General features: G+C 72.3%; 21 protein-coding genes and 2 pseudogenes. 13 read left to right on the top strand and 10 right to left on the bottom strand.

All coding sequences use genetic code 11. From position 1 onward, the window contains the following. A pseudogene (locus ACWC2B_RS09515) lies at positions 1 to 171 on the top strand (IS982 family transposase); the annotation flags it as partial. Between the two features lie 20 nt (positions 172 to 191). Here the strand turns inward: ACWC2B_RS09515 and ACWC2B_RS09510 are convergent. The 5 genes from ACWC2B_RS09510 to ACWC2B_RS09490 all read right to left on the bottom strand — a co-directional run bounded on the left by ACWC2B_RS09510 (position 192) and on the right by ACWC2B_RS09490 (position 7,503). Continuing rightward, positions 192 to 1,220, bottom strand: a complete 1,029-nt coding sequence (locus ACWC2B_RS09510) for an acetamidase/formamidase family protein (RefSeq protein WP_450715884.1) — start codon at positions 1,218 to 1,220, stop codon at positions 192 to 194. Then, positions 1,217 to 2,704, bottom strand: a complete 1,488-nt coding sequence (locus ACWC2B_RS09505; RefSeq protein ID WP_450715883.1) for an APC family permease — start codon at positions 2,702 to 2,704, stop codon at positions 1,217 to 1,219. The genes ACWC2B_RS09510 and ACWC2B_RS09505 overlap by 4 nt, the downstream gene beginning before the upstream one ends. Before the next feature lie 290 nt (positions 2,705 to 2,994). Continuing rightward, entirely contained in the window at positions 2,995 to 3,201 is a 207-nt protein-coding gene (locus ACWC2B_RS09500) for a hypothetical protein (protein ID WP_450715882.1), read from the bottom strand. Between the two features lie 169 nt (positions 3,202 to 3,370). Continuing rightward, positions 3,371 to 4,636, bottom strand: coding sequence for an SWIM zinc finger family protein (locus ACWC2B_RS09495; RefSeq protein ID WP_450715881.1), 1,266 nt, complete (start codon positions 4,634 to 4,636; stop codon positions 3,371 to 3,373). Further along, positions 4,633 to 7,503 carry an SNF2-related protein gene (locus ACWC2B_RS09490; protein ID WP_450715880.1) on the bottom strand — a complete coding sequence of 957 codons (2,871 nt, stop codon included), beginning with the start codon at positions 7,501 to 7,503 and terminating at the stop codon, positions 4,633 to 4,635. The genes ACWC2B_RS09495 and ACWC2B_RS09490 overlap by 4 nt, the downstream gene beginning before the upstream one ends. A gap of 257 nt (positions 7,504 to 7,760) precedes the next feature. Between ACWC2B_RS09490 and ACWC2B_RS09485 the strand changes: the two genes are divergently transcribed. The 3 genes from ACWC2B_RS09485 to ACWC2B_RS09475 all read left to right on the top strand — a co-directional run bounded on the left by ACWC2B_RS09485 (position 7,761) and on the right by ACWC2B_RS09475 (position 9,729). Next, entirely contained in the window at positions 7,761 to 8,822 is a 1,062-nt protein-coding gene (locus ACWC2B_RS09485) for a fatty acid desaturase family protein (protein WP_450715879.1), read from the top strand. Positions 8,823 to 8,917: 95 nt separating this feature from the next. Next, the gene (locus ACWC2B_RS09480; protein ID WP_053724879.1) at positions 8,918 to 9,100 is read left to right on the top strand and encodes a hypothetical protein; all 183 of its coding nucleotides are present in this window, start codon (positions 8,918 to 8,920) and stop codon (positions 9,098 to 9,100) included. 77 nt (positions 9,101 to 9,177) lie between these two features. Next, positions 9,178 to 9,729: an MOSC domain-containing protein gene (locus ACWC2B_RS09475; RefSeq protein ID WP_450715878.1), complete on the top strand. Its 552-nt coding sequence runs from the start codon at positions 9,178 to 9,180 to the stop codon at positions 9,727 to 9,729. Positions 9,730 to 9,974: 245 nt separating this feature from the next. On the opposite strand, the gene ACWC2B_RS09470 is transcribed toward ACWC2B_RS09475, so the two are convergent. From ACWC2B_RS09470 to ACWC2B_RS09460, 3 genes are all read right to left on the bottom strand, one after another. Then, on the bottom strand, positions 9,975 to 10,529 hold the full coding sequence (locus tag ACWC2B_RS09470) for an SAM-dependent methyltransferase (protein ID WP_450715877.1): 555 nt from the start codon (positions 10,527 to 10,529) through the stop codon (positions 9,975 to 9,977). A 457-nt stretch (positions 10,530 to 10,986) separates the two neighbouring features. Further along, complete coding sequence (locus ACWC2B_RS09465; protein ID WP_450715876.1) at positions 10,987 to 11,886, bottom strand: hypothetical protein; 900 nt, start codon at positions 11,884 to 11,886, stop codon at positions 10,987 to 10,989. A 109-nt stretch (positions 11,887 to 11,995) separates the two neighbouring features. After that, complete coding sequence (locus ACWC2B_RS09460; RefSeq protein ID WP_450715875.1) at positions 11,996 to 12,262, bottom strand: hypothetical protein; 267 nt, start codon at positions 12,260 to 12,262, stop codon at positions 11,996 to 11,998. Positions 12,263 to 12,381: 119 nt separating this feature from the next. Between ACWC2B_RS09460 and ACWC2B_RS09455 the strand changes: the two genes are divergently transcribed. Continuing rightward, on the top strand, positions 12,382 to 13,278 hold the full coding sequence (locus ACWC2B_RS09455) for an oxygenase MpaB family protein (protein WP_450715874.1): 897 nt from the start codon (positions 12,382 to 12,384) through the stop codon (positions 13,276 to 13,278). Between the two features lie 80 nt (positions 13,279 to 13,358). Here the strand turns inward: ACWC2B_RS09455 and ACWC2B_RS09450 are convergent. Continuing rightward, positions 13,359 to 13,475: pseudogene (locus ACWC2B_RS09450) on the bottom strand (PadR family transcriptional regulator); the annotation flags it as partial. Positions 13,476 to 13,490: 15 nt separating this feature from the next. Between ACWC2B_RS09450 and ACWC2B_RS09445 the strand changes: the two are divergent. Then, on the top strand, positions 13,491 to 13,754 hold the full coding sequence (locus ACWC2B_RS09445; RefSeq protein WP_450715900.1) for a hypothetical protein: 264 nt from the start codon (positions 13,491 to 13,493) through the stop codon (positions 13,752 to 13,754). A 37-nt stretch (positions 13,755 to 13,791) separates the two neighbouring features. On the opposite strand, the gene ACWC2B_RS09440 is transcribed toward ACWC2B_RS09445, so the two are convergent. After that, complete coding sequence (locus ACWC2B_RS09440) at positions 13,792 to 14,391, bottom strand: class I SAM-dependent methyltransferase (RefSeq protein WP_450715873.1); 600 nt, start codon at positions 14,389 to 14,391, stop codon at positions 13,792 to 13,794. A gap of 169 nt (positions 14,392 to 14,560) precedes the next feature. On the opposite strand from ACWC2B_RS09440, the gene ACWC2B_RS09435 reads away from it, so the two are divergent. The 7 genes from ACWC2B_RS09435 (at position 14,561) to ACWC2B_RS09405 (ending at position 21,056) form a co-directional block, all read left to right on the top strand. After that, positions 14,561 to 15,328: an MHYT domain-containing protein gene (locus tag ACWC2B_RS09435; RefSeq protein WP_450715872.1), complete on the top strand. Its 768-nt coding sequence runs from the start codon at positions 14,561 to 14,563 to the stop codon at positions 15,326 to 15,328. A gap of 50 nt (positions 15,329 to 15,378) precedes the next feature. After that, positions 15,379 to 17,871 carry a sensor histidine kinase gene (locus tag ACWC2B_RS09430; protein WP_450715871.1) on the top strand — a complete coding sequence of 831 codons (2,493 nt, stop codon included), beginning with the start codon at positions 15,379 to 15,381 and terminating at the stop codon, positions 17,869 to 17,871. Continuing rightward, positions 17,868 to 18,341, top strand: coding sequence for a roadblock/LC7 domain-containing protein (locus ACWC2B_RS09425; RefSeq protein WP_450715870.1), 474 nt, complete (start codon positions 17,868 to 17,870; stop codon positions 18,339 to 18,341). The genes ACWC2B_RS09430 and ACWC2B_RS09425 overlap by 4 nt, the downstream gene beginning before the upstream one ends. 22 nt (positions 18,342 to 18,363) lie before the next feature. Further along, the gene (locus tag ACWC2B_RS09420; RefSeq protein WP_450715869.1) at positions 18,364 to 18,780 is read left to right on the top strand and encodes a DUF742 domain-containing protein; all 417 of its coding nucleotides are present in this window, start codon (positions 18,364 to 18,366) and stop codon (positions 18,778 to 18,780) included. Next, positions 18,761 to 19,354 (top strand): GTP-binding protein, encoded by a 594-nt coding sequence (locus tag ACWC2B_RS09415; RefSeq protein ID WP_450715868.1) that lies wholly within the window; start codon positions 18,761 to 18,763, stop codon positions 19,352 to 19,354. The genes ACWC2B_RS09420 and ACWC2B_RS09415 overlap by 20 nt, the downstream gene beginning before the upstream one ends. Positions 19,355 to 19,476: 122 nt before the next feature. Beyond that, positions 19,477 to 19,890, top strand: a complete 414-nt coding sequence (locus tag ACWC2B_RS09410) for a roadblock/LC7 domain-containing protein (protein WP_450715867.1) — start codon at positions 19,477 to 19,479, stop codon at positions 19,888 to 19,890. Between the two features lie 158 nt (positions 19,891 to 20,048). Continuing rightward, entirely contained in the window at positions 20,049 to 21,056 is a 1,008-nt protein-coding gene (locus ACWC2B_RS09405) for a DUF6397 family protein (protein WP_450715866.1), read from the top strand. Positions 21,057 to 21,097: the final 41 nt, after the last annotated feature.

Below are 21,097 nucleotides of genomic sequence, written 5' to 3'. Positions count from 1 at the left end.
GTCAACGACACCCTCAAAGGCCAGCTCGACCTCGAACAGCACGGCGGGCGCACCATCGAAGGCGTCGGCGTCCGCGTGGCCCAGCGGATCCTGGCGATGACCTGCGCCATCTGGCACAACCGCACCATCGACGCACCCATCACCAGATCACTCATCGCCTACGACCACTGAGCCACAACGGAACTACTCGTCTAGGCCGGGAAGGAAGGGAGTTGGGCGGCTCGCTCCCGCAGATGGCGGTGCAGGCCCCGGTGCGGCTCGCCCCGCCGGGGCAGCCACTCCTTGCGGATCTTGGCGACACAGGTGTAGTTGGTGTCGCAGACATTGGCGAGCGGAGCCTCGCCCGCCTGGCTCACGAGCTGGTACGCGTCCAGCGCGGACAGGCCGTAGTCGCGCTCCAGCCAGCCCACCAGATCCAACTGCGAGACACGGAAGGCGTCTTCGAGGGGCCGGGCCGAGCCCGTCGACATGATGTGGGTGTCGGACTCGATGCGCGGCCAGGGTGTGGCGACGCCCTTGAGGAGCTCCACCACGACCACCGTGTTCATGGCGCACTCGACGGCCACCCCGCACGTCTCGCCCTCGCCCTGGCGGGCATGCCCGTCGCCGAGACTGAACAGGGCGCCCTCCACGTTGACCCCGAGATAGCAGGTCACACCCGCCCGCATCTCAGGGGTGTCCATGTTCCCGCCATGGGCGTCCGGGACCAGCGCGGAGCGCACCTCCAGATTGGCCGGGGCCACCCCGACCGTGCCGTGCATCGGGTCCATCGGCAGCTCGATCTCGACATCGCTCTCGCGAGCCCGGAACAGACACGTCCCGCGCGCCCGGTCGAGCTCCCACATCCACACCACCTCGGGCAGCGGCGGCTGGAGCGTCGCCGTCGTGTGGGTGGAGGTGAGCGCGCCGAACAGCGGGACGGTCGTGGACGCCGCCCAGTCCCGCGCGGGCCGGATCGACACGAAGTGCACGGCGAGGGTGTCGCCCGGTTCGGCGCCCTCGACGTAGAAGGGCCCGGTCTGCGGGTTGAGGAACGGGAACTCGCAGACACGCGACACCAGATCGCGCTCGGAGCGCACCCGCCCGGCGAAGCAGTCCTCGGTGTACAGGTCGAGGGCGGTCCCGGGGGTGATGCGCGCGACCGGGGCCGCACCCCCGAACGTCCAGGCGTACTCGTTCTCCTTGGGCCGCACGGTCAGGATCCGGGGATCGTCGCTCATCCTCGTACCGCTCCTGTCTCCTCGTGGTCCTCATCGGGATCGATGAGGTGAACGCGGCCGGTCTCCGCAAGGCGCTCGGGGTTCCGGCGCGCCACCACCACTAGCACGACGAGCCCGATCGCCATCCACACCCCGACGACGGGCCCGGCGTACGACACCGGCGGTGCGAGCTCGGCGACGAAGCTGAAGGCCGGGATCCCCGCCGCGGTGAGGAGCGCCGGGGCGAACGCGGCGATGCCGAGCACCGGGAACAGCACATGCCTTACGGGGCTGAACAGTTCACGGCGCCGCCGCAGGAAGTATCCGGCGCAGGCCAGGTCGGCGACGATGTACACGCCGATGATCACGATGACGATGACCGTGGCGAGCAGCGCGAACGCCGTCACCGGGTCGTACCAGAGGCCGAGCCCCAGCATCGCGGCGACCGCCACGGCGAACTGCACGGCGACGCCGGTGACGGGGGAGCGGTGGCGGGGGTGGAGGCGGGTGAAGGGGCGGGGGAGGAACCCGATCCGGCCGAGCGCGAAGGCCGTACGCGTCGACACGTTGGAAGCCGCGTTGGCGTTCGCGATCGTCGAGTTGACCACGGCCAGGAACAGCACCACCCAGAACAGGCCGAACGAGGCCCGCGCCACGCCCTCCCACGAGGCGTCGCCGGACGCCCCGAACCCGGCGAACCGGTCGGGGCCGAAGTACACCGCCATCGCGTACGTGGTCAGGACGTACACCACCCCGATCGAGAGAGCCGCCCCCAACACCGCCCGGCGCATCGTCCGGCGCGGATCCCTGGCCTCTTCGGCGAGCGGGGCGGCCGACTCGAACCCGGCGAAGGCGAGCACCGTGTAGACGGATCCGGCGAATACCCCGGCGAATCCGCCGTACCCCCGCGCGGTGTGCGAAGTGCCGAACACCGACAGGGTGTTGTGGGACCCGGCGGCCACGATGAGCATCACCGCGAAGGCCACGAACACCACCACCTCGAAGATGCCGAGCACCGTGCCGAACCGCGCCGACGCCCGCACTCCGAAGAAGCCCGTGACCGCTATGACGACCGCCCCGGCCAGCGACCAAGGCCACCACAGATCCGCCGGATACGACGCCCACTGCTGGTGCAGGGTGCCCGCCGTGGTGAAGCCCAGCTGGAGCAGCGGCAGGGGCGGCACAAGCACCTCGACGAACACATAGCCCCAGCCGACCAGGAACCCGACCGCGGGATGCAGGCCCCGCGCACTGTAGGTGGAGACCGAACCCGCGGCGGGCAGTTGCTGTGCGAGCTCGGCCACACACGACGCCGTGAACAGGCACGCCACGAGTGCCACCAGGACCGACAGCGGCAGGCTGCCGCCCGCGAACGCGGCGCCCGCCGGAATGGACGCGGCGACAGCGGCCGCGGGCGCCATCGCGGTGACACTCTGGAAGAGGACCTCCCGCAGACCGACGGCGTTCCTCGCCAGCTCCGTACCCGTACTGGATCGCCCCGGCACCGATGGCTCCCTCTGTCGGTCAACAGGCAAGAGGCTAGCGCCAGTTACCGTACGGTCAGGGGCACCCGGGGTGGAAGAGGACGGGCGGTGCCGGCGGTGCGCCTCACATGCGGCGGCCCTCCGGGCAGGTTGGCGCAACTTCTGCGGAAGGGCCGCCGAGGCGCCCCCTTTCCGCCGACTCTGGAGGGTATGGCCACACCGCCCGTACCGCCCAAGCCGCCCGGTCCGCCGTACGGGCAGGGATTCGGACCGCCGTCAGGAGGGGGGTTCGGCCCGCCGGCCCCGCCGCTTCAGCCGCCGGGAGGAGGGCGGCGCAGAGGCCCCTTTCTCGCCGTGGCGATCGTGGTGGCCGTCCTGGCGATCGCCGCCATCGCCTTCGCGGTCACGCGGGGCGGCGGCAGCGAGAAGCCGGGTGGCCCTGCCGGGAGCAGCCCCACGAGCCCGACACCGACCCCGTCCCTGAGCCTGCCGAGCGGGTTCCCGACGTCGCTTCCCACCGTGCTGCCATCCGAACTCCCTTCCCTGCCAACGGAGTTGCCGAGCGGGTTCCCGACCACGTTGCCCAGTGGGTTCCCCACGGACTGGCCCACCGGGGACCCCGCCGGGCTGGAGGGGCTGGTGTCGGCCGCCCGGGCGCCGGGCTGAACGTCGCCGACCCCCTGCTCCTCACGCGCCGGAGGCCTCCGCCCGCATCGTCTCCAGCGCCGCCGCCGGGTCCCGGTCGGCCGGGCCCGCCGGGGTCCAGCGGCCGCGCTCCTTGCGGTAGGGCCACCACCGGCCGTCGTGGCCGAGCCGCAGCTGGGCGTCCCGGCCGGTTGCGGTCCACCGGTTGCCGCCGGTCGTCCGCAGCGCGGGACGCTCGCCCTCGGGCCAGGCGCGGTCGAGCCCCGCTACGGCCCGGGCCAGCTCCTCCGTACCGGGAGTCCACGGCTCCTCAAGCACCCGCAGCGACGCGACCCCGCCGAGCCGCCAGGCGCGTACGGCCGAGGCCAGATCGGCGGGGCGACGCCCGGAGGCGGTGGCGAGCCGCGCCGAGATCCGGCTGTCGTGACAGTCGGCGGCAAGGCGCACGGTGTCCTGATCCTCCGTCAACTCCTTCTCGAATGGCTGGAGTTCATGCCCGGGTGTCAGAGCGTCCGCCAGCATGCGGTGGGCCCGCGCCGCCGCGTCCGCGGCCAGGAACTCCAGGGCGTCCGGATCGACCCCGGGCTCCGGCGCGGTCTCGGTGTCCAGGTGTGCGGGCTCGCCCGGCTCCGGCGGAAGCCCGGGGAGATCGGGCAGCGGCGGCACGATGCCCCTGGCCGCGAAGGCTTCCTCGGCCGGAACGCCCTGCGGTATCGCCGGACCGGCTGCGGCGGGGGCCGCGCTGCGCTCCTGCAGGGCGTCGAGCAGCGGCCGTTCCCCGCGGCCCCGCATCAAGAGCAGGACGAACGGATCCTGGTCCAGGAGCCGCGCGACCTGATAGCACAGGGCTGCCGTGTGCGGGCAGTGGTCCCAGGCTTCGCAGGTGCACTCGGGCTCCAAGTCGCCTATGCCCGGAAGGAGTTCGACCCCGGCGCTCGCCGCGTCCTCCACCAGGTGCGGCGGCATCTCGCGGTCGAGCAGTGCCGCGATGTGCCCGGCGCGCTCCGTCGCCATCGTCAGGAAGCGGTCCCAGTCGCCCTCGGTCAGCTCCTGGAGCAGCACGTCGCTTCGCTGGTGCGAGCCGTCCCGGTCCCGTACCACCGCGGTGATCCGGCCCGGCCGGACCGTCACCGCGCCCACCGCGCCCTCCCGGGCGAGTCGGCGCCCCTGCTTGAGCTGCTGGCCGTCGAGCGCGGTGTCCTCCAGGGCCTTGAGCCAGGCCACGCCCCACCAACTCGTCGCGAAGCCGCGTCCGTGCGCGGGCGGCAACGGCTCGAAGGTGCGCTCGTTCTCGTACGTGTCGCTCATCGTCCGCTCCCTCGCAGCGCCACCAGATCCGTCAGCTCGGCATCGGACAGTTCGGTCAGCGCGGACTCGCCCGAGCCGAGCACCGCGTCCGCCAACTGCCGCTTGCTGTCCAGCATGTGGGCGATCCTGTCCTCGACGGTGCCCTCCGCGATCAGGCGGTGGACCTGGACCGGCTGGGTCTGGCCGATGCGGTACGCCCGGTCGGTGGCCTGCGCCTCGACGGCGGGGTTCCACCAGCGGTCGTAGTGGATGACATGGCCGGCCCGGGTGAGGTTCAGGCCCGTGCCCGCCGCCTTCAACGACAGCAGGAATACGGGGACTTCACCGTCCTGGAAGCGCCGCACCATGTCCTCGCGGCGCTCCACGGGCGTCCCGCCGTGCAGGAACTGCGTCGGCACGCCGCGCGCAGCCAGGTGCTCCTCGATGAGCCGGGCCATCTGCACGTACTGGGTGAAGACGAGCACCGAGCCGTCCTCGGCGAGGATGGTGTCCAGGAGCTCGTCGAGCAGCTCCAGTTTGCCCGAGCGGCCGGTGATCGTCGGGCTGTCCTCCTTGAGGTACTGGGCGGGGTGGTTGCAGATCTGCTTGAGCGAGGTCAGCAGCTTCATCACCAGACCGCGCCGCTCGAAGCCGTCCGCGCCGGAGATCTCGGCGAGCGTTTCGCGCACCACCGCCTCGTACAGGCCGGTCTGCTCCTTCGTGAGGGAGACGGCCCGGTCGGTCTCGGTCTTGGGCGGCAGTTCGGGGGCGATGCCCGGGTCGGACTTGCGGCGGCGCAGCAGGAAGGGCCGCACCAGCCGGGACAGCCGTTCGGCGGCCGCCGGGTCAGAGCCGCTCTCGGCGGCGGACGCGTACTTCGTACGGAACGTGGCGAGCCGGCCGAGCAGGCCGGGAGTGGTCCAGTCGAGGATCGCCCACAGCTCGGAGAGGTTGTTCTCGACGGGCGTGCCACTGAGCGCCACCCGGGCCCGGGCCCCGATGGTGCGCAGTTGTCTGGCCGTCGCGGAGTACGGGTTCTTGACGTGCTGGGCCTCGTCGGTGACGACCATGCCCCACTGCGCGGCGGCCAGCTTCGCCGCGTCCAGGCGCATCGTGCCGTACGTAGTGAGGACGAACTCGCCGTCCGCCAGGGCATCGAGGGAGCGGGAGGAGGCGTGGAAGCGGCGCACGGGCGTGCCCGGCGCGAACTTCTCGATCTCCCGCTGCCAGTTGCCCATGAGGGAGGTGGGGCAGACGACGAGGGTCGGGCCCGCCGTCGCCGGGTCGCTCTGGCGGTGCAGATGCAGGGCGATGAGCGTGATCGTCTTGCCGAGGCCCATGTCGTCGGCGAGACAGCCGCCGAGGCCCAACGAGGTCATGTCGGCAAGCCAGTTGAGGCCGCGCAGCTGGTAGTCGCGCAACTGCGCGGTGAGAGCCGCGGGTTGGGCGACGGGCTGCTCGCGGTCGCCCTCGGGGTCGGCGAGCCGGTCGCGCAGCCGGGCCAGCCAGCCCGTCGCCTCCACGTCGACCCGGCGTCCGTCGATCTCGGTCGAGCCGGTCAGGACGGCGGCGAGCGCGTCGACCGGGGTCACCTTGCGGTCCTGGGCCGTGCGGGCGCGCCGTACCTCCTCCGGATCGACGAGCACCCACTGGTCGCGCAGCCGCACCACGGGACGGTTCGCCTCGGCGAGCGCGTCCAGCTCCTGCCGGGAGAGCCGCGTGTCGCCCAGCGTGAACCACCAGTCGAACGCGAGCAGTGCGTCGGCGGACAGTACCGAGGGTGCCTCGGACCCGATCCGCTCGGGCCCCCGGTCCTGCGGGTCCAGCGAGTGCTGCGAGTCCTGTGGGCCGATCACGGCACGCGCCGTCAGCTTGCGGGACAGCTCCTTCGGCCAGTGCACCTGCACGCCGATCGCGGCCAGCGTGCGCGAGGCCGCGCCGAGCAGCTCGGCCGCCTCCTCGTCGGCGAGCTCGACCGCATCCGGCACGGAGGCCGAGAGCAGCGGGGCCAGCGGGGCCCAGGCGCGGGCCGCCCGGCGCAGGGCGAGCAGCGCGTCCATGCGGGCCCGGGATCCGAACGCCGCCGAACTCCCCGCCCACACCTCGGCGGCGTCCGCGACCAGCGCGGGATCGCTGACGCTGTGCATCTGGAGCACCGCGCGGAACACCGGTCCGGCGTTGTCCGGGTCCGCCGAGGCGAGCCCCGGAAGCTCCACCCGTAGCGAGATCCGTACGCCCGCGTCGTGCCCGGCGGCCACATCGGCGGCCCAGGCCCGCTGCTCGGGCAGCCGCTGCGGCGCCTCGGCGGCGAAGGCCGGGGAGCCGGTGGCCCGTGCGGCCGCGGGGGTGCGCGGAAGGCCGTCCGCGACCGCGTCGAGGAAGGCGCGCAGAAGCCGCTCCGGCTCGGGAAGCAGAACGGGGCCGGGCACGTCGAGCGGTACGGCGTGTGCCTCGGGGGGCATCGCGGCGGCCAGCCCGCGCACCTTGTCCAGCTCGTCGGCGCCGAGCGGACCGACCCGCCAGGCATCGTGGTCGCTCGCGGTGAGACCGGGCAACAGCAGCCCCCGCGCGGCGAGTTGAAGGGCGAGCAGCGCGGCCGTGCCCCAGAACGCGGCCGGGCGCGAGGCCTGGGCGAAGGCGCGGGCCCGGGTGAGCGCGGGCAGCGCGTCACGGACGGGAAGGAGGAGGGCGCGCACCTCGTGGAGCGTGGCGTCGGCGGCCACGACGGTGAGGTCCTCGACGGCGCCGGGGGTAGCCGGGGGCTCTTCGCCCTCGGGATGCCAGAAGGCGATCCGGCCGGCGCGGGAGGGGTCCGCGGGCACGAAGGCCACGGAACAGCGGGCGAGTTCGGCGAGCTGGGGCGGAGTGGGAGCGGGGAACCTCTGCACAGCGATAACGCATTCCTCAAATTTGACTACGTTGGCCGGAGCGGCCGAGGGTACAGGAAAGAACGGCCGGGCGGGGGGCTTGTGGGAGTGGCCTGCGTCACTCGTGATCCGGGTGAGTGTTGCCAGCACCACCTGGGGCGCGGGGTAACCCCCCGCCGGTAGAGGGGTGGTGGCTCCATGGTCGTCAAGGAGTGCCGATCCGTACGTTCAGTCAGGTCAGCGCAGGGAACTGCGAGGGACGACCGACCGGAGACGTCATGCCACAGGCGACCATGCCGCAGCCCACCACGGGCCTCGGCGCCCCTGCCGAGCCGCGGGCGGGCAGCGAGTTCGCGCCGCTGCTCAAGACGGTGAAGGGGCAAGGCCTGCTCGACCGGCGCACCGGCTGGTACGCGACCCGCATCGTCGTCAACCTCCTTGCCCTGGCCGCGACGATCGCTGGAATGGTGCTGACCGGTGACACCTGGTGGAATCTGCTGCTCGCCGTGCCGCTCTCGGTGTTCTGGGCCCGCAGCGCCTTCTTCGGTCACGACGCGGGGCATGCCCAGATCACCCGGGGCAAAGGCGCGGGACGGCTCATCGGCCTGTTCCACAGCGACCTCCTCCTCGGCATGAGCTACGCGTGGTGGAACGACAAGCACAACCGCCACCACGCCAACCCCAACCACCTGGACAAGGACCCCGACGTCGGGGTCGGCGCCCTCGTGTGGACCCAGCGCCAGGCCGAGCAGCGCGAAGGCTTCGCCCGCTGGCTCACCCGCAACCAGGCCCGCCTCTTCTTCCCGATGCTGCTCCTGGAGGGCATCGCCCTGAAGGTGTACGGATTCCAGGACCTCAAGCGGCAGCCATCCCGCGAGCGAGCCGTTGAGGCGCCCCTCCTGATCGCCCACCTCGTCGGCTACGCGACCCTGCTCCTGACCGTCATGTCGCCGGGCAAGGCGCTGGTCTTCGCCCTGGTGCACCACGCGCTGTTCGGCCTGCACCTCGGCATGACCTTCGCCCCCAACCACAAGGGCATGGAGATGCCCGACCCGAACGACCCCGGGCACTCGAACTGGGGGCATCTGCGCCGCCAGGTCCTGACCTCGCGCAACGTACGCGGCGGCGTCCTCACCGACTGGTTCCTGGGCGGCCTGAACTACCAGATAGAGCACCACCTCTTCCCGAACATGCCGCGCCCGCACCTCAGGCTCGCCCAGTCGATGGTCCGCGCCCACTGTGCGGCGCTGGGCATCCCGTACGCGGAGACCTCGCTGACCGACTCCTACCGGCAGGCGCTGGGGCACATGCACGAGGTCGGCGCTCCGCTGCGGAAGTGACGCATAGTGGAAGCAGAGCTGGAACCAGCGGACGCCGCCGTGCGTTCTCTGGACAGGAAGAGCGGCCACAGGCCGCGAAAAGGAAGGCGACGGACATGTCGAAGCGCGCGATGATCGCCGCCGGTGGAGTCGTGGCGGGTCTCATCCTGATCCCACTGATCGGTTTCTGGCTCGCCCTGCTGGTGCTGATCGGCGTCCCCGTGGCGGCCTACCTGATGCTGGACCCGAGCCAGCGCCGCAGGCTGCGGCACATATCCCGCAAGGAGCTCGGCCGCTAGGCAGCCCCTGGAAGCCTCTGACCTGCCGGGATAGGCTCGACCCGGTCATTGTTCACGGCAGAGGGGAGCCCCGCGCGATGAGTGCCATCAGGGGAACGGTCACGGCGGTCAGCAGCAACGGTGAGTACTCGTTCACCAAGCCGAACCGGGACAGCATCACGCTGCTGCCCGGGCTCGGTGTGGAGGGGGACGTCCATGCGGGGGTGACGGTCAAGCACCGTTCCCGCGTCGCCCAGGACCCGACGCAGCCGAATCTGCGCCAGGTCCACCTGATCCACGGGGAGCTGTTCGGCGAGGTCGCCGAGCAGGGCTTCGAGGTCGCCCCCGGACAGCTCGGCGAGAACGTGACGACGCAGGGCATCGACCTCCTCGGCCTGCCGACCGGCACCCTGCTGCACATCGGCGCCGAGGCGGTCGTCGAGGTCACCGGCCTGCGCAACCCGTGCCTCCAGATCGACGCCTTCCAGGACGGCCTCCTGAAGCAGGTCGTCGGCCGTGACGCCGCCGGCGACATAGTCCGCAAGGCCGGGATCATGAGCGTGGTCCGCGCGGGCGGCGAGATCCGCCCGGGCGACACGATCACGGCCGAGCTGCCGGTGGGACCGCATCGGCCGCTCGAACGGGTCTGAGTCCGGGCTCAACTGGGCTGTAGCGCAAGGGAGTTGATGCGGGGGCGGGTCGGCGACCCGGTGTCGTCGGCGTAGTGGCACTGGCGGGGGAGCGGGCGCGCCGACCGAGGGCGCGGGTGAGGCAGCGGGCGGGCGTGCTGCTCACCTGAGTCGCCGCGTCGCCCCGCGTCGCCGCGTCGCCCCGCGTCGCCGCGTCGCCCCGCGTCGCCGCGTCGCCCCGCGTCGCCCCGCGACGCTCACCCGGGTCACTCGTAGTACTCCCGCATCAGCTCCACCGACCACTCAGGCTGCGTCGTCTCGCCGCGCGGGCCGAACTCGGCCATGTGCGGCTTGATGTCGAGCACCGGCGTGCCGTCCACCGCGTCGAGTCCGGCGACCCGCACTTCCAGGCCCTCGACGGCGAGGACGCGGCAGCGCGAGACGCCGAGGCGGTTGGGGCGGTTCTTGCCGCGTTGGGCGAAGATCCCCACCAGCGGCCAGTCCGGGTTGCCGCGTGGGCGCCGGGCGCCGGACTCGATCTTTTCCGGGGCCACCCGGTCGAAGTGGAAGACCACTTCGAGATGGGAGAAGTCCGCGAGTCCGTACAGCGCGTCGGGCCCGAACTGCTCCGCGTCGAGCCGAATCACGGCCGTCTCGCGGTCCCAGTGGTCGTCGGCGACCTCGGCCCGCCCTCCGACCACCCACCCCACCGGCCGGCACACCACGTCGAGCTCGTGCGAGGCTGCCCCGCCCGCGTTCCCGTCCTTGTCCCCGTCGACGACGTCCCCGACTCTGTCCCTGTCAACGGCCCTGTCAGCCATGCCAGTTCCTCCCCGTTGTGCGCGTTGGTCCTCGTTCGGCGCTGGATCGGATCGAAGCGCCGGGACGATCGTAGACATGGTGATCCCGAATGATCGGTGGAGGGTCGGAGGCGGCAACCGCCCCTCGCCTCGGCCGGGGGCCGTCGGCGGCAACTGACCGCTCACGTCGGCCAGGGTCCCGAGGCGGCAACCGCCGTGTCGGTTGGGGCGCGGAAGCAGCCGCTCCCCTCAGAGCCTGTGTCTGAACCCCGCCCGGGCCTGCGGCGCCTGGCACGCACTCCCCCAAGGCCTTAAGGGCCAGGGGGGACCCCCATGCCGCGTTGGCCGAAAGCCCTGGTAGCTCCTCCCCCCTGGCCTTAAAGGCCAGGGGGGACCCCCATCAAGGACTTCCAGCCGCCTTGCGATCGCACGCACCAGACGCCGCAGTCTGATCCGGACGGAGTTCAGACACAGGCTCTCACGACGGCCGGACAGCCATCGCCTCCAGCGCTTCGAGGAGGGCGGTCAGTTCCGCGCCGCGGCCCACGGGGTGCACCTCGCAGGGACAGTCGTCCAGCAGGACGAAGGCGATGTCGTCGGTCCGGGCGACCAGCGACCAGCCGGGGCCGTCGGCGCGCAGCGTGCGGGCGCCGCCCGGGGCGAAGGCCGAGCGGACGCGGCCGACCGGGGGAGCGGAGTCGAGGTAGCCGCGCAGCTCGGCGAGCACGCGCCGGACCCCGGCCATCTCGGCCCCGGTGTGGGAGTGTTCGGGTTCCGCCGAGGCGGAACCCGTGGGTTCGGGCTCGCCCGAGACGGCGCCTGCGTTCTCGCGCTCGCCCGATGTGGCCGCCTCCCGCGGCGCCGGGGCGAACGCATCGTCCCCCAGCTGCTCCCGCCACGCCGCCCACTGCGACGCGATCTCGTCCGCGCCGAGGCGGCGTTGGGCCGGGCCCCATTGGGTTGTGTCGGGGGGTGTGAGCGGGCTCCGGTCCTCTGCTTGAGGTTCGGGGTCGTGCGGGGCGGGGACGTCCGGGGCCGAGATGGCCAGTTCCAGGGGCCAGCCCGGCAGGGCCGCCACCACCGTGCGCTCGTCCGGCGACAGCTCGTACTCCATGCCGCAGTCCCAGGACGCGATCGCGACGGCCACCAGCGACACGTCGTCGATGACCACCGTCCAGCGGGCACCCGCGCCGTCCTGGCCGAGGACGAGACCGTAGCCCTGCGCGTACGGCCCGAGGCCGAGCGCCGCGCACGCCTCGGGGTAGTCGTCGCCGAGCACGCTGGGGAACTGCGCGGGCGTAAGAAGCATTGCCGTGAGCACGTACAGCGACTCGTCTGCGGCGGTGGCGGCCGCTTCGGCCTCGTCGGTCCCGGTCACGGAATCCTCCCCTTCGGTTCGCTCGTCGGCGCACCTTAACCAGTGGGTAACGTGGACGTCGAGGGTTCGCGAAGCGCCAATCCGCACTGCGCCTCCCAGAGCCCGTGCCTCAGACCGTCGGCAGACCCATCAGTTCCTGGACGACCGCACTCGGGGGCTCGTCGCGGTCGCGGGCCAGGGCGATGACCGCCCGGCACGCGAGTTCGCGCACCCCGAAGGAGAGGGCTTCCGGCGAGACCCAGCCCGCCGCCTCTTCGAGCGCGTCCTGGTCGTCCTCCGCGCAGGCCGCCACATACGCGGCCGCCGCCTCGAAGATGTTGTGGTGGCGGTCCTCGGCCGATGGTGTCCGAGCCTGCTTCCGGAACCTCCCGAACATCAGGACCACCTTCCCCTGGTTTCACACTGGACGACCCGGCCGCGGTGCGGCGGCGCCGATCTCTCAATCCGTCCGGTCCAACGTAGAGTTGAACGTCCGTCGACACATAGGGGGCAGCGGTGACTCGCTTCGACCGGCTCAAGGAAATCCAAGGGCTCGACCCCGAGCGGGACTTCCTCGCGATCTACCGGATGACGGCGACGCTGGAATTCCCCTGGGACTACACGCGCGCCCTGGAGCTCGCGCTGTACCGCACCTACGCGGTGCCCAGCATCGGCCGGCTCCTCGCCGAGACCGCCGAACTGACGGATCGTCCGCAGAAGAGGTACGACGACACCGTCCTGCTGCTCGACACCGTCATCGAGCACGGCTTCGACAGCGTGGGCGGACGCACCGCCGTGCGTCGCATCAACCAGATGCACCGCTCCTACGACATCAGCGACGACGACATGCGCTACGTGCTCTGCACCTTCGTCGTCATGCCCAAGCGCTGGATCGACTCCTACGGCTGGCGGCGCCTGAGCGACCACGAACTGCGCGCCTCGGCCCGCTACTACCAGACCCTGGGCAAGCACATGGGCATCAAGGAAATCCCGGATTCCTACGAGGAGTTCGAGCGCTGCCTCGACGAGTACGAGGCCGCTCACTTCGGCTTCGACGAGGGCGCGCGGCGGGTGTCCGACGCGACCATCGGCCTGATGGCTTCGTGGTATCCGAAGCCGCTGGCCCCCATGCTGCGCACCGCGAGCCTCGCTCTCCTCGACGACTCGCTGCTGCGGGCGTTCCGCTACGACCCGCCCGCCCCCGCCGCACGGGCCCTGGTCCGCGGCGCACTGCGCCTGCGGGCCCGCACCGTACGCCTGCTCCCGCCGCGCTCCGCTCCCCACTACGCGCGCCAGAACCCCGAGGTCAAGGGCTACCCCAAGGGCTACAGCGTGCCGGAGCTCGGCACGTTCCCGAAACCGGGTGTGCGCGGCTGCCCCGTCCCCCACCTCAAGGCGACCGAAGGTGAGTGAGTCCGGCTCAGAGCGCAGAGGTGTCAAAGGTTCAGAGGTTGAAAGGTTGAGAGGCTGAGAGGTTCAGACACGGCCTCTTCTCACTCCAGTGAACGCAGCGTCGTGCGGAGCCACTTGAGTTCCGCCGCGCTGGTGGCCCGGGCGATCGTGAGGATGCCGCGCCGGAACGGATCGTCCAACTCTTCAGCGGCGATGGGCGGCGGGCGGCGACCATGCGGCTCGCCGACCCGCTCGGCCTGCACCGCACGGCCATCGGGCTCGTGCGCGGTACGGAGCCGACGATGCGCGAGCTCCTCATGAAGCTGCCCGTCGACCGCACCTATCTGGTGGGCGGGCTCGACGACCGGCTGCCCGGGCGCGCCGAACTCGTCGGATCCGGCGTCCGGGTCGTGATGGTTGCGGACGCCGGCCACAACATCATGTTCGACAACCCGGCCGCTTTCGTACGCGAAGTGGCCGGGCCGGCCGCAGTCTGATCCCGACGGGAGTCCAGGCGCAGGCTCCGAGCGGCCCTCAGCCCTCGCGCACGGCCACCGCCAGGTAGCGCTCGTCCTCGTCGGCGTACGAGGTCAGCCGCCACCCGGCCGATGCGAGCAGCGGGCGCAGCCGGGGTTCCGCGCGCAGGTCGTCGTCGGTGATCCGGCGGCCCTGGCGCGCGGCGAGGGCGGCCCGGCCGATCGGGTGGAACAGCGCGAGGCGGCCGCCCGGACGGGTGATCCGTGCCAACTCCCGCAAATTCAGGGCCGGTTCGGGCAGATGTGAGATCAGCCCGGCGCCGAACACCACGTCGACGGACGCGGTACGCAACGGCATCCGGGCCACGTCGGCGCGCAGCAGCACGGCGTACTGGTCGCGCCCGGCCCGTACGGCCTCGGCGAGCATCTCGGGCGTGAGGTCCGCCCCGAGGACGCTGCCCTCGGGGCCGACCGCGGCGCGCAGCGGCATCAGGGCGCGGCCCGTTCCGCAGCCCGCGTCGAGGACGGCATCGCCCTTCGCGAGGCCGAGTTCCGTGACGGCCGCGGCATACGCCGGTCCGTCGTCCGGGAACTTGCGGTCCCAGTCGGCCGCCCGGGCGGCGAAGAATTCCTGAACGTGTGTGTGGTCTTCGGCCATGGGGCCATGATCCCCCATGAGCCGCCGATCCAACGGTGGCTGAAAATCGAGCACGGCGGGCAGGTTCGAACAAGCGGCGATCGCTCTGGAACATTTCTTCGTCATGTTCCAGCAGCTTTCGAACTGCGCCCCCGCCGTGCGCCCCTCCCCGGACTAGCGTCCCTGGGCCATGGGACACCTGGACCACGCCGCCTTCGGCTGGCTTACACCCGTGCTGTCGTACGTGATGGCCTGCATAGGCGCCGCCCTCGGGCTGCGCTGCACCGTGCGCGCCCTGGGGGCCACCGGCCGTTCCCGGCGCAACTGGCTGATCACCGCCGCGTCCGCCATCGGCACCGGCATCTGGACGATGCACTTCGTCGCGATGCTCGGCTTCGCCGTCACCGGCACCGACATCCGCTACAACGTGCTCCTGACCATCCTCAGCCTCCTCGTCGCCATGCTCTTCGTCGGCGCCGGGGTCTTCGCCGTCGGCTACGGCAAGGACCACACCCGCTCCCTCCTGCTCGGCGGCCTCGCCACCGGACTCGGCGTCGCGGGCATGCACTACCTCGGCATGGCGGCCCTCAGGCTGCACGGACGGGTCCACTACGACCCGGTGCTCGTCGCGCTCTCCGTCGTCATCGCCGTGGTCGCCGCGACCGCTGCCCTGTGGGCCGGGCTCAACATCAAGTCGCCGGTCGCCGTGGCCGTCGCCTCCCTCGTGATGGGCGCGGCCGTCAGCAGCATGCACTACACCGGAATGGTCTCGGTGAGCGTGGACGTGGCCCCGAGCGGCGCCGAGCTGCCCGGGGCGACGGCGATGCAGTTCATCTTCCCCCTCGCCGTCGGCCTCGGGTCCTACCTCTTCATCACCGCCGCCTTCGTCGCCCTCTCCCCGACGGCCCGCGAGCGTGCCGAGTACGCCTCGGCCGAACAGCTCGCCCCCACGACCTGAACCGCCTTGCGCCGCCCGGCACTTGGCCCCATCCGTAAGCGAGGAGATCCGTGCGCATACCCCGCAAGGCCCCGGACGCCGCGCCGCCGATCCCGGTGGGCGCCCGCGGGCGACGCGCCCACGCAGGACCGCCGGCCGCCGACGAACACGTCCTCGGGGAACCTCCCGCGCCCCAGGAAACCGAGGCTCCGTGGAGGCTGCGCCCGCGCACCGTACGCGCCAAGATCGTCTCGCTCCTGATGGTGCCCGCCGTCTCGCTGCTCGCCCTGTGGGGCTTCGCCACCGTCACCACCGCCCAGGACGTGTCCGCGCTGCGCCAGACGCGCCGCGTCGACGAACAGGTCCGCACCCCGGTCGCCGCGGCCGTCGCCGAGCTCCAGGCCGAACGGCGGTCCGCAGTACGGTACTTGGCCTCTCCAGCCGACGACCGGGCCGCCGAACTCGACCAGCAGGCCAAGCGCACCGACACGGCGATCGGCAGGCTCCGGCTCGACCGGGAACACACCGTCGCCGACGCGGGCGACCTGCCCTCGGGCGTGAGCGACCGGCTGCGCACCTTCGTCGCCGAGGCCCTGAAACTGCCCGCGCTGCGCACCGGCGTCCATGACCGTTCCACCGGCTGGGACGCCGCCTACCAGCGGTACACCGACACCATCGGCGCGGGCTTCGACGTCGACGGCGCGCTCGCCGACATCCAGGCCCCGGCGTCCGGATCCGGCGCACGCGTCCTGTACGAGTTCGGCCGGGCCGGCGAAATGCTCGCCCGCGAGGACGCGTTGGTGTCCTCGGCACAGCTCGGCCGCACCTTCACGGCCGAGCACCTGCGCCGCCTGGCCGGCGCCGTCGACAGCCGCCGCACCCTCACCGACGGCGCCACCGCCGACCTGACCGGCACCGAACACACCGCCTGGGCCACGCTCAGCGGCCAGAGCGCCTACACCTCGCTGGGCGCCGCCGAGGACAAGATCCAGGCCGCCGAGCCGGGGCGCGCCGCCGCCACCGCCGTGGACCCCGCCGCCTGGGACGCCGTGCTGAGCACGGTGCAGAAGGGCATGCGTGACATCGAGACCGGCGCCGCGGCGAGCGCCGCCGACCGCGCCGACCCGTTCGGCCGCGGACTGCTCACCGCGGGCGGCGCCGCCGTCCTGTTCGGCCTCGCCGCCGTCGCCGCCTCGCTCGTCATCTCCGTACGCATCGGGCGCGGCCTCGTCGTCGAACTGATCAGCCTGCGCAACAGCGCCCTGGAGATCGCCCGGCGCAAACTCCCCACTGCCATGGGCCGGTTGAGGTCCGGCGAGGAACTCGACATCCAGGCCGAGGCGCCGCCCGGGCCGCCTCCCCGGGACGAGATCGCCCAGGTCGGCGAGGCGCTCGGCACCGTCCACCGGGCCGCCCTGCACGCAGCCGTCGAACGCGCCGAACTGGCCAGCGGAATCTCCGGCGTCTTCGTCAACCTGGCCCGCCGCAGCCAGGTCCTGGTCCACCGCCAGCTCAACCTGCTCGACCGCATGGAGCGGCGCGCGGACGACCCGGGCGAACTCGGCGACCTGTTCCGGCTCGACCACCTCACCACCCGCATGCGCCGACACGCCGAATCCCTGATCATCCTGTCCGGCGCCGCCCCCGGCCGCGCCTGGAGCGTGCCGGTCCCGCTCACCAATGTCGTACGGGCCGCGGTCTCCGAGATCGAGGACTACGCCCGGGTGGAAGTGCGCCCGCTCCCCGAGGCCGCCGTCACCGGCGGCGCGGTAGCCGACCTCACCCACCTGCTCGCCGAACTCGTCGAGAACGCCGCCCAGTTCTCGCCCCCGCACACCAAAGTGCGGGTCACGGGCGAGTTCGTCGGCAACGGCTACGCCCTCGAAATCGAGGACCGCGGACTCGGCATGGGCGACGAATCCCTCGACGAGGCCAACCGCAGGATCGAGCAGTCCGAGGCGCTCGACCTCTTCGACAGCGACCGCCTCGGCCTCTTCGTCGTCAGCCGCCTCGCCGCCCGCCACGCCATCAAGGTCCATCTGCGCACGTCGCCCTACGGCGGCACCACCGCGGTCGTGCTGCTCCCGACCGGCCTCCTCCAGGCCGCAGTGACAGCCCCCTCCCGCCCCGCGCGGGCCACCGCCCGGCGTGAGGACCAGCCGCGCGACGAACCCCGCAGGAGGATCGAGGTGCCCCTCGAAGGACCGCCCCGACCGGCCCTGGTCGCCCAGCACGCGCCCCCCGCCGCCCCGCCCGAACCACCTGCGCCGCCCGGCGTCACCACCCTGCGCCAGCGGGCCCGGGGCGTCGCGCCGGACGGCGCGGAGGCCGGACTCCCGCGCCGGGTACGGCAGGCGAGCCTCGCCCCCCAACTGCGCGAGGCCCCCGTCCCCGAGCCGGACACCGGCCCGGACGCCGCGTCGCCCACTCCCGAGCAGGCGCGCGACCGCATGACGGCCTACATGGGCGGCTGGGCCCGCGGCGGCGCCGCCCGCACCACCACAAGCACTCCCGCCCCGGGCGCCCCCGGCGGCGGCCACCCGAGCGAAGGAGACCGCGCATGATCGACCACCAGAGGCTCGACACCCCGCTGCACACCGGGTCGGCGCCCGGCTCCGACGCCCGCTCCCGCTCCGGCGAACTCGACTGGCTGCTCGACGACCTGGTCATGCGGGTGGGCGAGGTCCGGCACGCCGTCGTCCTGTCCAACGACGGCCTCGCCGTCGGCGCCTCCAGCGCGCTGACCCGCGAGGACGCCGAACACCTCGCCGCCGTCGCCTCCGGATTCCACAGCCTCGCCAAAGGGGCCGGACGCCACTTCGACGTCGGGGGCGTGCGCCAGACCATGGTCGAGATGGACGACGGCTTCCTGTTCGTCGCAGCCGCCGGAGACGGCTCCTGCCTCGCCGTGCTGTCCTCGCTCACCACCGACATCGGGCTCATCGCGTACGAAATGGCGCGCCTGGTGAAACGTGTCGGCGAACACCTCTACACGCCGCCGCGCCACATCGTGCGCCCGCCGGCCGCCGGTTGACCGGAAAGGGGACGCCCACCCCATGAACGAGCACCGGCCGGAAGGCCCCGCGTACCGGCCGAGCCACTGGTACGACGCCGAAGCGGGGCCCCTGGTCCGCCCGTACGCCATGACCGGCGGCCGCACCGCACCGGGCCCCAGCGGCGTACGCCTCGACCTCATCGCGCTCGTCACCCTCGCCGCACCGCGAGGGCCCGAGCCCGCCGAGGAATCCCTCCTCGGCCCCGAACACCGGGCGCTGCTCACCCTGTGCCGCAAGGAGACCCAGTCCGTCGCCGAACTCGCCGCCGACGCGGACCTGCCCGTCGGCGTCGTACGCGTCCTCGTCGGCGACCTGCTCGAAGCCGGCCACGTGGTCGTCAGCCGGCCCGTACCGCCCGCGCAACTGCCCGACGAGATCATCCTGAGAGAAGTGATCGATGGCCTCCGAGCCCTCTGAACCCACCCCCGCCCTCGCGCTGAAGATCCTCGTCGCCGGCGGATTCGGCGTGGGCAAGACCACCCTTGTCGGCGCGGTCAGCGAGATTCGGCCGCTGCGTACCGAGGAACTCCTGAGCGAGGCGGGGGAGTCGGTGGACGACACCGGCGGCGTGGACCAGAAGACCACGACCACCGTCGCCATGGACTTCGGCCGGATCACCATCCGCTCGGGCCTGTCCCTCTACCTGTTCGGCACACCGGGGCAGGATCGTTTCTGGTTCCTGTGGGACGAGCTCTCCCAAGGAGCACTCGGCGCCGTCGTCCTCGCGGACACCCGGCGCCTGGAGGACTGCTTCCCGGCCGTCGACTACTTCGAGCACCGCCGCATCCCGTTCGTCGTCGCCGTCAACTGCTTCGCCGGAGCCCGCTCCTACGGCGCCGCCGATGTGTCCGCGGCTCTCGACCTGGACCGCGGCACCCCCGTCGTGCTGTGCGACGCGCGCGAGCGCGACTCGGGGAAGGAGGTGCTGATCCGGCTCGTCGAATACGCGGGGCGCATGCACACCGCGCGCCTGCTCGACTCGGTCGGCTGATGCGCCGCCCGCGCCGCCGCGCGACTCCCCGGCAACCGGCACCGCTTGCCCGCGGCGCGCCGGTGGTGAAGGGTGGCAGGAGAACGGGGAAACGGGGAATTGCATGAGCGGGGAGGCCTGACATGGCTGTGAAGAAGGAACTCGACTGGCTGCTCGACGACCTGACCCGGCGGGTCGAGCATGTACGCCACGCGATCGTGCTGTCCAACGACGGTCTGGTCACCGCCGCGAGCGCCGACCTGGCGCGCGAGGACGCGGAACACCTGGCGGCGGTCTCCTCCGGACTGCACAGCCTCGCCAAGGGCTCGGGCCTGCACTTCCGGGCCGGCAAGGTCCGCCAGACGATGGTCGAATTCGACGAGGGCGTCCTGTTCGTCACCGCGGCCGGCGACGGCAGCTGCCTGTGCGTGCTCAGCTCGGCGGAGGCCGACATCGGCCAGATCGCGTACGAGATGACCCTTTTGGTCAATCGCGTGGGCGAGCACCTCTCGGTGGCGGCGAGGCAGCCGGGGAACCTCGGCGTGACAGAGCTCTGAGCCGTTGAACGGCGCTCCACGCCGAGCCGTTGAAGTGGGGCTTCGCGCGCTCGATTTGAGTTATCCACAGGCCGCACGGGATGTCCGTGCGACGGGTTACGGTCGTCACCGAGAGTAATTCGTCTCTCGCGTACTCGTTCCTCACGGGGGAGGATCCGATGACCGTCGTCACCACTGTCACCACCAAGAAGGCCGTAGTGCCCGCCGTCGCCGCGGGGGCGGCGGCACCGGCCGGGCCACGGCTCGCGTCCGGCACCGCCGCCCGTGAACTTGAGCTCAAACGCGGCGAGTTCGAACTGGCCGTTCAGCTCGGCCACATCCGCACCGTCCCGGACCCGGGCGGCGGGCGACGCCGGGTCACCGCGCGCGAGGTGGCCCGCCTGAGAGCCGCCGAGGACTTTCCCGAGGGCCTGCGCGAACGGGTGCGGACCGTCGGCACCGGCGAGGGCGCCGTCCTGCTCGGCATCGCACCGGGGCGCTTCACCAAACTGGCCCGCATGGGGCGGCTCACCCCGGTGCGCTGCTACCTGAACCGATATCGCGCGGTCGTCTGGCTCTACCTCGCCGACGAACTGGTCGAACTGGCCATGCGTGAGCCGGAGTTGCTGAGCGGCCGCCACCCGGAGCCCGACGGCGGCCAGGACTGGCGGGCGCGCAACTGGCGCGGGCGCAGGATCGCCATGCTCGCCCGCCAGACCGACGACCAGTGGGAACAGGCGGCCGCGGTCGCCTCCGCCCTCGACAGCGCACACCTCGCAGAGATCGTCCGGGACCCCTACGAACGGGCCTGCCTCAGGCGCCTGCAACCCGAGACGTTCAGGATCCACCCCGAGTCCGCGATCGCCCAAGGCATCGTCGACCGCGTGCTCCTGGCGGACGAACCGGACGAAATCGAGTGGTACCGGCTGCGCCTGGTGGAAGCCCTCGCGGACGCGCGGGACCAGTGCCCGGCGCCGCGCCCGATCGCGGACGCGGCGGCGGAGCAGGACGGCCCGCAGGCCGTGGAACCGCCCGCGCCACGGTCCTTGGGGCGGACCGGCCCGCGGACGGCCCCTCCCGCGGCACGCCCCGCGGCGCCGGAGCGCACCCGACGCAGGCCCGTCTCGCAGGAGGGAGGAGCGCCGGTACAGCGAAGTCTGCTGAGGCGGCTACGGCGGGGAAAGTAGCCGGGCCGGGGTGGGCGGACAACCCGGCCGAAGTTCATGAC

The organism is Streptomyces sp. NPDC001415, from assembly GCF_053597395.1.
The sequence above is the reverse complement of the archived record's forward strand: the minus strand, read 5'-3'. Positions and strand labels throughout refer to the sequence as shown.